Raw genomic sequence first — 14,921 nt, forward strand, 5'->3', positions numbered from 1 at the left:
TTCCTATGAAATTACGTAAGAAAGGAAAAACCTCCAATTCAGAATGGTTTGGTGTAGAACATTATCGAATTTTCCATGAAATGGATTTATTCAGGTATGTAAACATGGAGAGATTAAAAATGTTATATCCTGATATTTTTGGAAATCCCAAACCGAAGCTTCTCAAGAAAAGACAGCGCAACTAAATGATTTGAAGCCAGTACCTCATATGTCCTTAAGGTGCTGGCTTTTTTATTTGTTGGTGGAAAATTTATGAATTGTATATAGAGATCAAAATTTTACATTTTTCCACCAAATGGATTTACTGCTTAATATTATTCTTGTAGTAATTGTTCCACTTCATTTTTCAAACAGGGAAGGTGGTTAACAACAATACTCCAAAGAATATCAACCGAAAGACTATCATAACCGTGTATGATATAGTTACGAGCGTCCACGATCTTACGAGCGTTAGTGATGGCTATATCCTTGTTCTCTTTTAGTATCCTGTTCATCGCCTCACCTATAATTTCAATACACCTTTCTATCGCCCTTTGCAAACGTATATCTCGACAAAATTCTTCAAATAATTTCGGTTGTCCCTCGAAGAATGTTTCGATGTCATCAATCGCATTAAGTATATCTTGCAGGTGTTTCTTGGTAAAGTTATCCATATATTAACGCTTTGGTTTGCTCGATATTTTCTTTCAAGTAATGGTTACGAATGGCGTGTTCTTCCAGTAAATCAACTTCTCTTCCCAAAATATCTTCTAAAGCGTATTTCAGATCAAAGAAATTACTAAAATAATCTGTTACTTGTGCTTTGTCGAAATTAACTATAAAATCAACATCACTCTCTTTGTTGAAACGATTCGTGAGGATAGAACCAAACACGAATAATTTACTAACCTTGTACTTCTTGCACAAGGCAATTATTTTATCCATATTTAATTCAACCAGATTCATGTAGTCATTCTTCTTTCTGCAAATATAGTGATTGTTGAAGACAAAACAAAAACGTTGGGGATAACAGCTTGTAAAGTATTGTTGAATCCCGTGATAAAGATTTTATCAAGTGGATTATCGGGATATACACGTAAATAATATAGAAAGACTTAAAGTTTAATAGATAGAAAAGCCTGTACTCTAAGATATATGAGGTACAGACTTTTCTGTTTAATATCCTTTTATTCCTTGTTTTCAGCTTCCCAGATCGTGTTTAATACTTGTTGGAAGTTATCAAGCGAATAGACTTTATTTAGTTCCAAGTCCTCTCCTGTTATCGTGTCTTTTATGTAATAGCGGGGGCAATGCATCTGGTAAGGATTAAACATGTCACCGCCATAAAAACTAATATCTGTTAATTCATACTTTTGGAATCGAATAGTGTTCACTGGTTCTAGCTTGTCATTGAAGAATCCAAGTAATACAGATTTCGTGTTCGTGTAAGTGAAGTTCTGCCACTTGTAAATACCGACTACAATAAAACAGAAAACGTCCGTCATGTCCCACATGGAAAGTCCCCACTTTACGACGCAAGTTTTCAAGTTCTTGCTCAGGTAGATACAGTAACATTGTGGTAGGAATGAATCACTAATTGTCATTCTTAACTCTCTAAGGGATTGGAAAAATTCTGGATACTTCATAATTATATATTGTTTAAAATTTATACCTGGTAGTAAATTTGAAAATTTCACACTCTTATACCTTTTGAAAAATTTTCCACCAACTCTGGTTTCATGGCAACAAGTCTATACGCCCCACCGTTAGCGTTGGAAACCTTGAACTCGGGGTAATAATCCTCTATCGTTTTGTCGGTTAAGGTGAAATATACCTTCTCCAGCCTTGTTTTTACCCCGTACTCTTTAAAAGGAATACCGTGAGCCATGAATATCACTCTTAACCTCTCCCGAATAACTTTATTGGGAATGTACTCTCCATTGTTCATTTCTTGTTCAAACGCCTTGAACACGTCACGCACCACATCGGGAGAGAAACGTTGCTCGTGGGCTTTTTGCTCGTGGAACGCTTTTATCATCTTGTCAATCTCTCCTTTCTTGTAGTCGGCTTGTTCAATGGCAGCCTTCCCGATAGTGTCGTACGCTTTCATGATATATCCAGCGTCCTCGAACTCTCGCAGTATTTCAATGTCGGGAGTGATGTCGTGATCGGGATTTTGTAATACTAGCTGTTTCAATCTATCCAAGTGATTGACAATCTTTTTCCAGAGTTGTTTCTTGCTAGCTTTTCTCATCGGTATGATGTCATCCTCTCCAATTCTACCAGTATCATTGATAAAATTGATATTGAAATGTCCCGTTCCCTCGTACGCCTCGTGCAAGTTTCGGGCAGAAGTGTAATATCCCTTCACTCTTTCCTCGTTATAGAGGTTATCAACGGAGAAATAGTTTATCTCTCCTTCCTCGTCCAGTAACTCCGTGTACCTCACCTTTTCCAAGTCTTTCAATATGGCTTTCTTTTCCACCTCGGTCGTGGATTCTTCTAAACGTTGGTTTAGATTCTGGTACGTGGTTTCAAATTGCTGTATCATGGTGGAAATCTCCTCTCCCGTCATCACTTCCATTTCCTCGTTAATGTTGGATATAACGGTTAGAGAGTTGTAAGTATTCCCGTCACTGTATTTATTCCTGAACCTTCCCTGTGCCTGTATCACTTCCGTGTAGGGATCAACGATAGAGTGGGGAATGTTACAATCGGATAACACTAGAATGTCTGGTTTCGTTACAGTATAAATATCAACGGCAGAGAAGAAACGGCAGGTGAAGAAATTAATCCTCGCTAGGGGTAAATCCAAGTTCTCGTGGCTGTTCTTGAAATTGCACTCTTTCAACGCTTTCACGCTCTTGTTGGAACAATACACCTTGTAATCTTCCTCTTTTATCAAGTTATTATTTAAAAGGTAGGTAATTACCTTGTTTATTCCCATCGTGGAATTGAAGAAGATGCACAGGCATTGACTGTTCTGGATTAGTTCTCTTAAACGTCCCGTCATGGTGCGGTTAAAACTTCTTGTCACTATTAACGTCATGTCCTTCTTGTAATCGAAATTAGGAGTGACTTTCCAAATCTTGAAATTCTGGTGTTCCAACTCTGGATGACGCATTTCTAGTGGTGTGGCGGATACCATGGCTTTTCTCTCGAACTTGAAAAAGTCATTTATCGGTTGTGATATTCTCGGTCTGTAATCAACATCTTGGGTTATCTTCTCGCACTCGTCAAACAGGCAGAAAAATTCTTTATAGATGTCTATTCCCAATTCCCGTGCGGCTTTTCTTATCTTCTCGAATCCCTCTGGCGTGGTTAATAGTTTCTTGTTAGTAATGGACTTGTTCTTTAAGAAATTCTTTACTTGTGTTTTGGTACACAGGGCGTACACCGCTAAAGAATTATCAACCTTTTCGACTTTACCGATAATAACAGGCACGTTAGGCTCTATAATAATAGAGGGACGTTTAGCCAAGTGTAATTCCCAGTAGGTTGCCCCTATACCCGTTAATGTCTTGTCTATAATAACATTGGTTTCAATCTCTTTAATTCCTTCACGGGCGAAAGCCTCCACTAGTGTTTCGTTTCTTTCAATCAGGTAATCTTTAGTTCTCATAACATTATCTGTTTACAAGATACAGGAATCCCGTCTGGTAGTAATTTTGAAAATTTCATCTTGTATATGGTTTTCAAAAATTTTCCACCAACCATGAAAAACAGGCTAGATTATTACCTCTAGTCGCTTTTCAGATTCCAAACTTTGCTTTCAACACTGCTGAAAGCTTGCAGACAATCTTGAATGAGGTGCGCACCGTCAATTGATTGATTTGTCACAAAACTACCGCTCCAAAGAGGGCAAATCCATAAAGAATAAGAGCTGTTTGACGTCCTATTCTTTAGAAAATCATAACCTGTCAGAACTCTCGTTTCGTGTTGCAAACTAACTTCAAATCGAGAGGTTAAACCATAAAGAATGGAGATCATTTAGAGGTCTATTCTTTAGACTTGCTCTCTTTTATCACCTGTTTGCAATGGTAAAAGTGAGGTAATTGAAGAGGGTAATCCATAAAGAATGAAGCCTGTTTGGGATTGTATTCTTTAGATTGCTGTTTAATAATACAATATGACGTTTAATGACAAAAAAATCCCTGTCACGTTGGATTGTAACAGGGAATATAGCTAGTAACAGGATGATCTACCATAGGTGACCCGTGAGGTTATTGGGAGAGGTCTTGTACTCGCTGAACGGTTTCATCTCCCATTTAGGTTGATAACCTTGTTTTTCGAGATAGGCTATTTTGCTCCCAAGGTTGTTCACGTCATCGTTTTCTTCCTTTAATCCTAGCATGAAAAGAAATTCAATGGTTAGTTCCCTTGCCTTGCTTTTAGATTTGAATCCCGCCTGATCAATTAACAGGCGATAAGTACCCATCATGATTAAATCATGCAAGACGGGAGATTTACGTCCCTTGGGATTGGCATATATGGTGTTTAGTTCTTCTTCCGCTTCCTCCTTGGTTTCTATTCCTAGATAAGTGTGCAAGTAATCTTCTAGCAAGCTAGTGAGCCAGAAAGCGGTGTTGTCTATCTCTACCCGTTCCATACCACATTCTATTCTTATTGGTTTCGGAAAAAGGGCTTCTGATTCCTTCGGCAGATCATCCACTCGTGGGCTATCAAGGGCAAGGCTTACTGGTACCTTCTTCTTCTGGCTGATTCGTCCCTTTAACAAGGTTAGTAACTTTAGCATTTCTGGTCTGATATGCTTGAAGTAATTGTTTGCCTCGTCCCAAGATTCCAACTCGTCAATGGTCATGCTGGAAAAATCTTTGGTCACGTTCAGTTTCTCGTGCTTGCGGTATAGTATGGCAAGCATCCAGAGCGTGTGAAATATCTCTCCTTGATTAGTGAAGGGGGCGAAAGGTTTGAACACGGAAACAAGTTCTTTAAGTAAAGTCGTGTTACTCTCTTCAAAGTATATACTTGGTAAATTGTTTAACTCCCATGTAAGCTTGTCCTTCTCGTTATCTTGCCAACCCGTGGTTTTCTTGTAATCTCCCAGCGTCTTGTAGATACTTCCGAAGCTTTTGTCTATATCAGTTTCGATCATGTTTCTGTTGTAGGCGAAATAGGTCGTCAGCCACGGCTCTATCTCTAAAAGAGTTGAAACAGGAAAACGTGTATCAGTTGCGGTTATCATAGTCAGTCGATTTTAACAAGTTCACGAGGATAAAGGTAAAAAAAATACCACCTCCCCGAATCGAGGAAGTGGTGTAAAGTTTCAAAATTTCGAACCTTGTATGGAAACGTGAATATTTCCACCAACTTATAGCAAGTTACTCATGGCTGCGTCCATTTGCTTGTTGTCGAAGCTGTCGAGGTAGATTTGGGTTGTCTTTAAATCGGTATGCCCTAACATCTCGCTGATAAGAGAAATGTTGACACCCGAGTTCTTTAATATCGTGGCGAATGAATGCCTTGCGACGTATGTTGTCATGTCGGCTTCGATTTCGAGTTCAGAAGCGAGAACTTTCAATTCTCGATTGACTTTTGCGAGTACCTTGTGAACCCTGTTCTTTTTCTGCACGGGTGTTTTATGTACCTTGGCGTCGAAAATCGGGAACAAGTAACGAGCCTTTTTCTCGTGATACTTGTTGATGATCTCTCTCGCTTGGTCGCATAGTTTCAATTTTATCTCCCCGTGCGTTTTCTGTCGTGTATACTTTAACTTCCCGTTGCGGATATTATCCACCGTGAGGTTCGCTATATCTACAAACGATATTCCGCCACACAAGTAAGAGAACGTGAAAACATCACGGGTTAAGGTTCTTAATTTCGTTGCGTTTATGGTTTCCGTGTAGATAATTTTCATCACCTCTTCTTTGGAAATGGCTCTTTTCTTGGTCTTCGTGTTAAACTTGCTGACCTTGTACTCGTCGAAAGGGTAAAACTTCTTGTTAGCGACACCCGCATCAATGGCTTTGTTATACGCACTTCGTAACGTTCTGAATTGTAAACTTATGGAGGTTTCTTTATTCCCCTTGTCCTTCTGCCATTGCTCGTACTTTTCTAACCACTTTTTGTCAATGTTACTGAAATAGAAGTCTAACTTGTTCTTGGTAAACGCTTTCAAGGAGTTAAGTGAATCCGTGTATATACTAGTGTTACCCGCCTTTCCATTCTTTTTAAACTCTTCAATTAACTCGGAGTAGAATTCTTTCACCGTTTTAGGTTTAAGTTCCTGTTCCGTGCTTTCCACCAAAGAGGCTGCCGTGTATTCCTTTTGCTCGACCTTTAATTCAAGGATTTGCTTGTTATACTCGGCGATCTTGTCCGCAATGATCTTGTTAATAAGTTCTTTATTCGGGCACGTTTTCTTCGGGCAGTTCTTTGAAACGTCCCACAAGTTCGGGTGAATCGAGATACCGATACTCACGAGTTTACGTTTACCATTTTTGTAAACACGAAGCATTAACGGGTGTTCCCCGTTAGAAAGTGTCTTGTGCTTGTAGTAAACTACTGAAATAGAGGTTTCCATGTCAAATTTTTGGTTGACGCCTCGGTTGACAATTACTGTTGAAAACCCACTAAAACCGCTAGAATGAAAAAAGCACCTACAATCGTAAGTGCTTTAAAATGAGAGCGGAAAACGGGACTCAAACCCGCGACCCCCAGCTTGGAAGGCTAGTGCTCTATCGACTGAGCTATTTCCGCAAATATAAGTTCCTGTCCCGTGTGGATGACCTCACTTTGTTCGGCGATCCTTCAGGGGAGAGACCTTACTGATTTTTGATAGCGAAAGACGAAGTCTTTCTTGTTGATTGAAAAATATTTAACCTTACAAAGGTGGACTTTTGACGGTAAACTTTTTTCAATCACGGATACTTTCAGCATCCGCTATTAAAAATCCGTGGGCAGTGATGGATTCGAACCACCGAAGGCTAAGCCAGCTGAGTTACAGTCAGCCCCATTTGGCCACTCTGGTAACTGCCCTTGTTCAAAGAACGTTTGCTTGTCGTTAGCGGGTACAAAGATAAGTAGTTTTTCGGATAATCCAAATGAATGAAAGGAAAAATTACAAGTGGACGGTCATGAAATATTTCCGAATGGATGGTTTTACGAGTCTTGTAAATGTCGGAATGTCATGTTATTTATTGTAGAGGAGAATAAAAGAGCCGCCCAAAATGTCGGACGGCATATGCACCTTTTCGTCAATTATGAGTTTATTTTCGGGGACGATAGGTTATATCAAAATGTTCTTCTCTGTCAAAACCTTTATACCGTACGCGAAGCTGGACGGAGTCGTCCGTCTCGTTGAAAATTTTGTTTAAGGGGAATGCGACGGCGCTATTGAGTTTATAACGATCCGGATCGTTATTGGCATTGTGATGAAATTCTAACAGTACTTTCCCGTCTTCCGTCAATCCCTGATGTCGCGTTAAATTAATCATGTGTTGCACAAGTCCTCCGGCGAAGAAAAATTCGATCGTGAGAAAATCTTGAGCGATCCAATAATCGTTCACGATAACGGGATCATTTCCCAAGCTATCTAAAATCTCTTCCGAATAGGGAAGTATATTTTTGGTCAAAATCTGTTCAATTCCATTGATCCTTACATAATAATCGAATTTGCTGCCGGGTGTCGCATCCTGAAGAATAGTATAATCAACCAATAGACGCGTGCTGTCCTGTAAATTTTTGGTCGGGACATCGGAGTAGGATGGATATATAACAGAACCGTTATCCAATTTTACGGTATAGTTATCCTCGGTTGATTTATGGATAACTCCGTAACTAACCCAAAACTTGCTCAGGCTGTACCCGTCGTCATCACAAGAAGCAACGACGAGAACGGCAATGATAAATAGTACGGTCAGACGTAATATTCTTTCGATTTTCATATCCTGTTTACTTGTCGGTTTATGTTTAATAGATGAGTGGAAAAATAAAAGGTTGCGTGTGAAAATCTTAAAATATAAAAAGGAAGTCTGAAAAATCAAAACTTCCTTTTTGCTTCGAGGTGCATACGTGGGATTCAGAAAAGTTTTTTCCGTAAGGAGAAGAGGAATTCCAAACCTCCTTCTTTTCTGTTTTTTGCGGATATTTCTCCTTTATGGAATAACACGGCGTTCTTTACGATAGAAAGTCCTAAACCCGATCCTCCCGTTTGGCGGCTTCTTCCTGCGCATACGCGGTAGAAACGTTCGAAGAGTCTGTTCAAGTGCATTTCGTCGACTCCTTGTCCTGTGTCATAATAAGAGAAATAGCAAAATTCCTGATCGTTTGTATAGTTGTCGATAACGATGATAATGTGATCTCCCGCGTAGTTGATGGAGTTGTCCATTAAATTACGGAAAATAGCGTAAATCAAGGTTTTGTTTCCTTCGATAAACAAATCTTCTTTGATATGGTTTTGCACGATGATGCTATGGGAGGTAAGCGCATCGTTCAGGTCTGTGATAACCTCTTGTATGGTCGTGTATATGTTAACTTCTTCTTTTTGGAAAAGCTCCGAAGCTTCTTCCGTTTTGGTGATTAAAGCGATATCTCGGATCAGGTCGGAAAGCCTGACGACTTGGGAATAGGTTCGCTCCAGGAAAAAATGTTGTTTGTCGGGAGTAATATCCGGTTGTTCCAATAAGGTTTCGATATAGCCCCGAATGCTGCTTACGGGAGTTTTCAGTTCGTGTGCGATATTATTTGTCATCTCCTGTTTGAGTAATCTGTTTTTTTCATTGTCGGAGATGTTGTTCAGGGTAATCTCGTAACTGTTATCCGTAAACAAGAGTAATTTGAGGGCAAAGTGTTTTCCTCCTTTGGAAAGTTTGCACTGAAACACGGGTATGGTATGCGCGTTCGGATTGACAGGCGTATTATTTTTTAAGAATTCGTTCAGTTTTATAAAATCGGGTTGCTCCAGAATCCCTTCGAGGCGGAATGTAGGTTCGTCCAATAAGGTGTTCAGGTATTGAATAAAGTGGGTATTGGCGTATATTTTTTCTCCGTTAGCCGCGAATATGGCGATTCCTTCATCCGAGTAATGGAAATGGCGCAGCAGCTTATCCCGTTCGACATTGATTTGGCGGTTACTCTCTTCAAGCAATTGGTAGTTGCGAATGATTTTATTGCCGATCTCTCCGAGTTCCGTATGGGGGAAATGGATATGGTTGTAATCCACCTTGTGATGGTCTGCCGAAACGATGAAATCCTTTAAACCGGAGATGGCTTTTCCGAATCTGTCCGATAGGTAAATGAGGGATATCAGGGCGATGAAAAACAGTAACGTGATGAAATACAGAAAAATATTATCTGTTTTTAGAAAATTTTGAACTTCAATATCATAGGGTAGTGCGACGCGAATAAAAAAATGAGGATACGCTTTTGCATAGTAGTAGTATTCTATACCCAGGGTAGTGGAATGGCGAACAGCTGCTCCCGTGGAGTGTATTAACGCTGTTTGGATCTCGGGACGTTGCAAATGATTTTCGATCTCTTTATCCTGCTCTATGCTATTATCGAATAATACTTTTCCCGTGCGATTAAGCAAGGTTACCCGTAGATTATGGGGAAGAATTTGTAATATATTCTGGATGGAATCGATACGATGATCCCGTACCAGCTGCTTCGTATCGATATATTGGGCAAGAATCGTCGCGTAGTCGTTGAGCGTCGTGCGTAAATTTTCTGTTTTATACGCTTTTTCTCTTTTTTGTTGGAAAAAAATAATTCCTATCGTGAAAATGGAAAATACGACAAAGAAATATAAAAATAATTTTTGTTTATAAGAGAGTTTCATCGAATGATGTTTTTAATGAGTTAAATTTCAATACAATACCCGTAACCGGAACGGTTCACGATATAGTGTCCTTGTTCCCCGAGTTTTTTTCTCAGGCGGGTGATGTGTACATCTACCGTGCGTTCTAAAACATAACCGTCATCGGCCCATACGTTACGAAGGATAGCTTCCCTCGAAAAGATTCGTCCGGGGGCTTTGGCTAACATATACAATATTTCGAACTCTTTTTTGGTAAGAGGAACGGATTGCTTGTTGACAATAACTTGTTTGGTCACCGCGTTGATAAGAATCTCGCCGACCTCTATCTGTTGTTCCGGGGTAGTGGCTACTCGCTTCAGAACGGCTTTTACCCGTGCGCATACCTCTTTGATGGAAAATGGTTTTGCAATGTAATCGTCTCCGCCGATACTGAACCCGGTAAGCATGTCATTTTCCGTATCTTTGGCTGTAAGGAAAATGATAGGTGTCGTGTTGTGAAGTTCTTTGCGAAGCCTTTCTGCCATTTTGAATCCGGAGATTCCCGTCATCATGACATCTAACAAGATCAATTCGTGTTCTTTCGTTAATATTTTTAAGGCTTGTTCCGCTGATTCGGCCGTATCGACAATATAACCCTCGTTTTCCAAGTTGAATTGCAGGATTTCTCGTAAGTCCGCTTCATCGTCGACGACTAAAATTCGTTTCTTTTCCATAGTTTTATTCGATTGGGGGGTTCAGAGTATCTTCGTTTTTATGTAAATGTTTTGCATTCTTCCCTTCCATTAAATAGATTGCCGCTTCTGCGATATTCGTCGCGTTGTCTCCTATCCTTTCTATATTATAGGACATGCCGCTTATGGAAAGAGCGTCTAACATATCCTGTTCGTTGATCGTTTTACCGACAAAGCAGACCGGAATACCGTGGATGATTTCTTTATGATGGAAATCCACCCTGTCATCCGTTTGAATGACTTTTTTTGCCAGTTCGGTATCTTCACAGGTGAAAGCAAAGATAGCATTTTGTGTCATTTTTTTTACTATGGCAAGTTGTTCCCGTATTATTTTTTCATGGGTCAGGAAACATTTGCCGTTTCGATCGGTCTCTTTTAAAAAATCGGCAACATTGAGAATGAGATCTCCGATTCGTTCCAGATAGGCTGTCATATCGTGGTAGGACATGATCTTTCGGGAATCGGTAGCTCTCGGGGAATAAAGGACGATAGAACGAATCACTTCATCTCTGATTTTTACTTCCATGCCGTCGATAATCGTTTCGTTATGTTCTATTTCCGCATGTATTTCGGGATTTTTATTATCTACCGTAAGTCGGTTGATATAGTCCATTTGAAGGAATACGATTTTGGAGAGTACTTCAAAATCTTCTCTTATTTTTTCTAAATAGTTTTCTCTGATGGTATTCATGTCGTAATGATTAAATGGTCTGACTCTCGTGATTGATTAACCGAATTGTCCGGTGAGGTATTCTTCGGTCCGTTTGTCTCGCGGGGCGGTGAACATCTTTTGAGTTTCATCGTACTCGATTAATTCCCCCAAATACATAAACATGGAGTAATCGGAAATTCGGGCAGCCTGCGACATGTTGTGGGTAACGATCAGGATCGTAAATTCTTTTTTAAGTTCCAAGAGTAACTCTTCAATCCGGTTGGTAGCGATGGGATCCAATGCGGAAGTCGGTTCGTCCATTAACAAAATTTGCGGTTTTAAAGCCAATGCCCTGGCGATACACAGGCGTTGTTGCTGTCCACCGGAAAGGAAAGTTCCTTTTTTATAGAGAGAGTCTTTGACTTCTTCCCATAATCCGACATTTTGCAGGCTTTGTTCGACGATCTGATCTTTTTCTTTGCGAGGTAAACGAATTCCGTTCAGTTTATAACCGGAAATGACATTATCATATATGCTCATGGTCGGAAAAGGATTGGGTCTTTGGAAGACCATTCCGGCCATGCGCCTGACTTCCATGGGGTTCGTCTTTAATATGTTTTTCCCGTTTAAAAGGATTTCACCCGTAATGCGGATATCCGGATAGAGTTCGTGCATTCGGTTTATGGCTCGTAAAAGAGTACTTTTTCCGCAGCCGGAGGGCCCCATGATGGCCGTAATCTTTTTTTCTTCGATATGGGCATTCACGCGATTGACGGCGTTTTTGCCGGGGGTGTAGGAGATCGAAACCTCTTGTAGTTGTAATATGGGATTTTCTGTAGATACCATAGGTCGTTATTGATTATATTATTGATTTCTCCATTTATTGGCTATATGTTTGGCTATTAGATTGAGCGATAATATGAGTAACAGGAGAAAAAGCGAGGAGCTCCAGATCATATCGATCAGGTTGGGATCGTTATAAAACTCCCAAATTAAAAGGGGAACGGCACTGGTCGGAGCTGTGACATCCCAATTGACGATCGTGCTTCCGAGGGCTGTCAGCATCAATGGAGCTGTTTCTCCCATGACACGGGAAACTGCTAATAATATACCTGTGAACAAACCTCCGAAAGCAGACGGGAGGAGTAGTTTTAAAATTACGCTCGTGTAAGAGGCTCCGAGCGCGAGTCCGGCTTCTTTTAACGAACCCGGTAGCATTTTTAATGTCTCTTCGGTGGATCTTATGATCAGGGGAAGCATCATGATGCTTAAAGCGACGCTACCCGCTAAGGCCGAGTAACTGCTCAGCGGCTTTACGATCCAACTGTACGCGATAATACCGATAACGATTGAGGGACTTCCTTGGATCAGGTCGGTAAAGAAGCGGGTAGTGTTTGAAAATAGGGTTCTGGGTTTTTCCGAAAGATGAATTCCGGCCATAATGCCAACCGGTATGGCAATGACGGTGGCCATCCCTACCATAAGCAAGGTTCCGGTGATTCCGTTGGCGATACCCCCGGGAATGATTTCTCCCGTGCCTTTGGCAAGCATGGCGTCTAAGGTGCTGGGTGCTGTTTCGGTAAAGAAATTCCAGTTGATCTGTTTGTATCCTTTTTTTATCAATTCCCCGATAATCATGAATAGGGGGATAGCGGTCAGGGAGGCTAATGAACAGATGGTATAGAAAAATATCCTGTCTCTGATCGTTCTGTATCTTATGGATGCCATCTTTTTAATGAAGTTTTTTGATGATGAGTTTGGCTATCATGTTGATGATAGCGGTAATTAAGAATAGTAATAAGCCAATGGCAATGAGAGAGCTGAGTTTGATTCCGTCGGCCTCTCCGAATTGATTGGCGATGATACTCGCCATCGTGTTTCCCGTGTCTCCCAACGAAAGGGGAATGTTGTTGGTATTTCCGATCAGCATGGTTACGGCCATGGTCTCTCCGAGGGCTCTTCCGAGGGCTAAAATGTAGCTTGCGAAAATACCGGAACCGGCAGCCGGGAACGTGACTGTCCGGATAACGTCATAGCGTGTCGCTCCTAAACTGTATGCCGCTTCTTTCAGTTCGTTGGGGACCATGGTAATAAATTCCCCGCTGAGGGAAGAAGCGTAAGGAATGATCATGATCGCTAATACGATGGAAGAGGTGAGAATGCCGAATCCCTGTGAATTGATGCCCCATTCTACCATCAGCGGACGGAGGGTATAAAATCCCCATAGACCGTAGACGATAGAAGGAATCCCCGCTAATAGATCGATGGTGGAGCTGATAAAGACGGCTATTCTTTTGCCTTTGAAATATTCTCCGGTAAAAAGGGCTACGGGCAATGAAAACGGGATGCAGAACAGTAACGCTAAAAATGAAGTAAGTAAGGTCCCTGTAATAAAGGATAAAGCTCCGTAAGTTTCGTTGTCTGGATGAGGATTCCAGTCGGCCGTACCGATAAAGTTGAAGAATCCGTAATGATGAAAGGCAGGGAAGGCTCCGCTAATGAGGGAATAGACCATTCCTGCACATATTAAAAGTATGAAAATACAGCAGATGATTAGTAGACGTTTGAATAGAAAGTCCGACATATCATTAAGTTTAATGTAAGTCCTGTGGCGATGTATCATCGCCACAAGATTTTAGTATTACTTCATCGTTTTTCCGTTGAACGTGACGGATTTTAAAAGGGCCTGTGCATTTTTAATAGCAGATGCAGGAAGGGGAGAGTAGTGTACTTTTGTGGTTAAGGTCTGAGCCTCGTCGCTTAGCATCCAGCTCAACAGATCGACGGTGGCTTGTGCTTGTTCTATTTTCCTGTCGTTGTAAGATTGTTCTTTGTAAAGAATAATCCACGTGAAACAACTGATAGGATAAGCATCGGCGGCGGGAGAGTTGGTAATCATAGTACGGGTGTCGGCAGGTATGTCTCCGGAAGCGGCCGCAGAAATGCTTTCCGTTGTCGGACTAACGAAATTGCCGGCCTTGTTTTGTAATTGGGCCATGGGGATTTTAAGAGAGAAAGCATACTCCGATCCCACGTAACCGATCGAGCCTGCTGTTTGACTGATCACTCCGGCTACTCCGGGATTTCCCTTGGCAGCAATGCCTGTCGGCCATTTCAACGATTTGCCGGTTCCTACTTGTTCTTTCCAGTCATTACTGATTTTTGTCAGGTAATCGCTGAATACGAATGTCGTACCGCTACCGTCGGAACGGTACACCGGGTTGAGCTCTTTGTCGGGAAGAGCGACTCCCGGGTTAGCGGCTTGTATCCGACGGTCGTTCCATTTCTTGATTTTTCCTAAGTAGATATCGGCAATGATTTCACCCGTAAGTTTCAAATCTTTTACTTCCGGTAGGTTATAAGCCATTACCACGGCTCCCATACAGGTAGGAATATGAATTGTTTCATAAGGCATCTCTTTTAGCTCTTTTTCGGAAAGAAAAGCATCTGTCCCGCCGAAATCTACGATTTTATCTTTTAGACTTCTGATTCCTCCTCCGCTACCGATTCCTCCGTAGGTAACAGTGGTCCCGTTTTTTTGCTGATAAGTTTTAAATGCCAGATTATAAAACGGAAGGGGGAAGGTGGCTCCGGCTCCCGTAACCTTTTCTTTTTTGTTTGCCGCGGCACCGGCGGGGATTGCATTGCCGGAGAGCGTTGTAGAAATGATAAGAATACTGATGAGTAATAGATTTTTCATGTTTTTCAAATTATGTTTAACACATTCTGTACTTTTTTAGACTTTACAATATTACGTTGATGTTATGACACGTTTGTT

General features: G+C 41.0%; 14 protein-coding genes and 2 tRNA genes. All 16 read right to left on the reverse strand.

What is annotated here, in order from left to right; genetic code table 11:
* Positions 1 to 314: 314 nt before the first annotated feature.
* Positions 315 to 653 (reverse strand): HepT-like ribonuclease domain-containing protein, encoded by a 339-nt coding sequence (locus NVS78_RS04945; RefSeq protein WP_286358169.1) that lies wholly within the window; start codon positions 651 to 653, stop codon positions 315 to 317.
* Complete coding sequence (locus NVS78_RS04950) at positions 646 to 945, reverse strand: nucleotidyltransferase family protein (RefSeq protein WP_353620714.1); 300 nt, start codon at positions 943 to 945, stop codon at positions 646 to 648. The genes NVS78_RS04945 and NVS78_RS04950 overlap by 8 nt, the downstream gene beginning before the upstream one ends.
* 221 nt (positions 946 to 1,166) lie before the next feature.
* Entirely contained in the window at positions 1,167 to 1,583 is a 417-nt protein-coding gene (locus NVS78_RS04955; RefSeq protein ID WP_286358171.1) for a hypothetical protein, read from the reverse strand.
* An 89-nt stretch (positions 1,584 to 1,672) separates the two neighbouring features.
* A complete protein-coding gene (locus NVS78_RS04960) occupies positions 1,673 to 3,601 on the reverse strand; it encodes a hypothetical protein (protein WP_286358172.1) in 1,929 nt (642 codons plus the stop codon).
* A gap of 579 nt (positions 3,602 to 4,180) precedes the next feature.
* On the reverse strand, positions 4,181 to 5,185 hold the full coding sequence (locus tag NVS78_RS04965; RefSeq protein WP_286358173.1) for a hypothetical protein: 1,005 nt from the start codon (positions 5,183 to 5,185) through the stop codon (positions 4,181 to 4,183).
* 126 nt (positions 5,186 to 5,311) lie between these two features.
* Positions 5,312 to 6,523, reverse strand: coding sequence for a site-specific integrase (locus NVS78_RS04970; protein WP_286358174.1), 1,212 nt, complete (start codon positions 6,521 to 6,523; stop codon positions 5,312 to 5,314).
* Positions 6,524 to 6,626: 103 nt separating this feature from the next.
* Positions 6,627 to 6,699, reverse strand: a tRNA-Gly gene (locus NVS78_RS04975).
* 197 nt (positions 6,700 to 6,896) lie between these two features.
* Positions 6,897 to 6,978, reverse strand: a tRNA-Tyr gene (locus NVS78_RS04980).
* 230 nt (positions 6,979 to 7,208) lie between these two features.
* Entirely contained in the window at positions 7,209 to 7,886 is a 678-nt protein-coding gene (locus NVS78_RS04985; protein WP_286358175.1) for a NigD1/NigD2 family lipoprotein, read from the reverse strand.
* Positions 7,887 to 8,020: 134 nt separating this feature from the next.
* Positions 8,021 to 9,781: a sensor histidine kinase gene (phoR, locus tag NVS78_RS04990; protein ID WP_286358176.1), complete on the reverse strand. Its 1,761-nt coding sequence runs from the start codon at positions 9,779 to 9,781 to the stop codon at positions 8,021 to 8,023.
* Positions 9,782 to 9,801: 20 nt separating this feature from the next.
* On the reverse strand, positions 9,802 to 10,473 hold the full coding sequence (phoB, locus tag NVS78_RS04995; protein WP_286358177.1) for a two-component system response regulator PhoB: 672 nt from the start codon (positions 10,471 to 10,473) through the stop codon (positions 9,802 to 9,804).
* 4 nt (positions 10,474 to 10,477) lie between these two features.
* Positions 10,478 to 11,182, reverse strand: coding sequence for a phosphate signaling complex PhoU family protein (locus NVS78_RS05000; protein ID WP_286358178.1), 705 nt, complete (start codon positions 11,180 to 11,182; stop codon positions 10,478 to 10,480).
* Between the two features lie 36 nt (positions 11,183 to 11,218).
* Positions 11,219 to 11,989 carry a phosphate ABC transporter ATP-binding protein PstB gene (pstB, locus tag NVS78_RS05005; RefSeq protein ID WP_286358179.1) on the reverse strand — a complete coding sequence of 257 codons (771 nt, stop codon included), beginning with the start codon at positions 11,987 to 11,989 and terminating at the stop codon, positions 11,219 to 11,221.
* Positions 11,990 to 12,007: 18 nt separating this feature from the next.
* On the reverse strand, positions 12,008 to 12,871 hold the full coding sequence (gene pstA, locus NVS78_RS05010) for a phosphate ABC transporter permease PstA (RefSeq protein WP_286358180.1): 864 nt from the start codon (positions 12,869 to 12,871) through the stop codon (positions 12,008 to 12,010).
* 4 nt (positions 12,872 to 12,875) lie between these two features.
* The gene (gene pstC, locus NVS78_RS05015) at positions 12,876 to 13,727 is read right to left on the reverse strand and encodes a phosphate ABC transporter permease subunit PstC (protein ID WP_286358181.1); all 852 of its coding nucleotides are present in this window, start codon (positions 13,725 to 13,727) and stop codon (positions 12,876 to 12,878) included.
* Positions 13,728 to 13,784: 57 nt separating this feature from the next.
* Positions 13,785 to 14,843: a phosphate ABC transporter substrate-binding protein PstS gene (pstS, locus tag NVS78_RS05020; protein ID WP_286358182.1), complete on the reverse strand. Its 1,059-nt coding sequence runs from the start codon at positions 14,841 to 14,843 to the stop codon at positions 13,785 to 13,787.
* Positions 14,844 to 14,921 lie beyond the last annotated feature (78 nt).

This window comes from Gabonibacter chumensis (assembly GCF_024741215.1).
Taxonomy (GTDB): domain Bacteria; phylum Bacteroidota; class Bacteroidia; order Bacteroidales; family Marinifilaceae; genus Gabonibacter; species Gabonibacter massiliensis.

Coding starts and splice junctions, on each gene's coding strand:
- phoR (WP_286358176.1), bottom strand. CDS start 9,781: ATGAAACTCTCTTATAAACAAAAATTATTTTTATATTTCTTTGTCGTA.
- pstB (WP_286358179.1), bottom strand. CDS start 11,989: ATGGTATCTACAGAAAATCCCATATTACAACTACAAGAGGTTTCGATC.
- NVS78_RS04970 (WP_286358174.1), bottom strand. CDS start 6,523: ATGGAAACCTCTATTTCAGTAGTTTACTACAAGCACAAGACACTTTCT.
- NVS78_RS05000 (WP_286358178.1), bottom strand. CDS start 11,182: ATGAATACCATCAGAGAAAACTATTTAGAAAAAATAAGAGAAGATTTT.
- NVS78_RS04945 (WP_286358169.1), bottom strand. CDS start 653: ATGGATAACTTTACCAAGAAACACCTGCAAGATATACTTAATGCGATT.
- NVS78_RS04950 (WP_353620714.1), bottom strand. CDS start 945: ATGAATCTGGTTGAATTAAATATGGATAAAATAATTGCCTTGTGCAAG.
- NVS78_RS04960 (WP_286358172.1), bottom strand. CDS start 3,601: ATGAGAACTAAAGATTACCTGATTGAAAGAAACGAAACACTAGTGGAG.
- NVS78_RS04985 (WP_286358175.1), bottom strand. CDS start 7,886: ATGAAAATCGAAAGAATATTACGTCTGACCGTACTATTTATCATTGCC.
- phoB (WP_286358177.1), bottom strand. CDS start 10,473: ATGGAAAAGAAACGAATTTTAGTCGTCGACGATGAAGCGGACTTACGA.
- pstC (WP_286358181.1), bottom strand. CDS start 13,727: ATGTCGGACTTTCTATTCAAACGTCTACTAATCATCTGCTGTATTTTC.
- NVS78_RS04955 (WP_286358171.1), bottom strand. CDS start 1,583: ATGACAATTAGTGATTCATTCCTACCACAATGTTACTGTATCTACCTG.
- pstS (WP_286358182.1), bottom strand. CDS start 14,843: ATGAAAAATCTATTACTCATCAGTATTCTTATCATTTCTACAACGCTC.
- pstA (WP_286358180.1), bottom strand. CDS start 12,871: ATGGCATCCATAAGATACAGAACGATCAGAGACAGGATATTTTTCTAT.
- NVS78_RS04965 (WP_286358173.1), bottom strand. CDS start 5,185: ATGATAACCGCAACTGATACACGTTTTCCTGTTTCAACTCTTTTAGAG.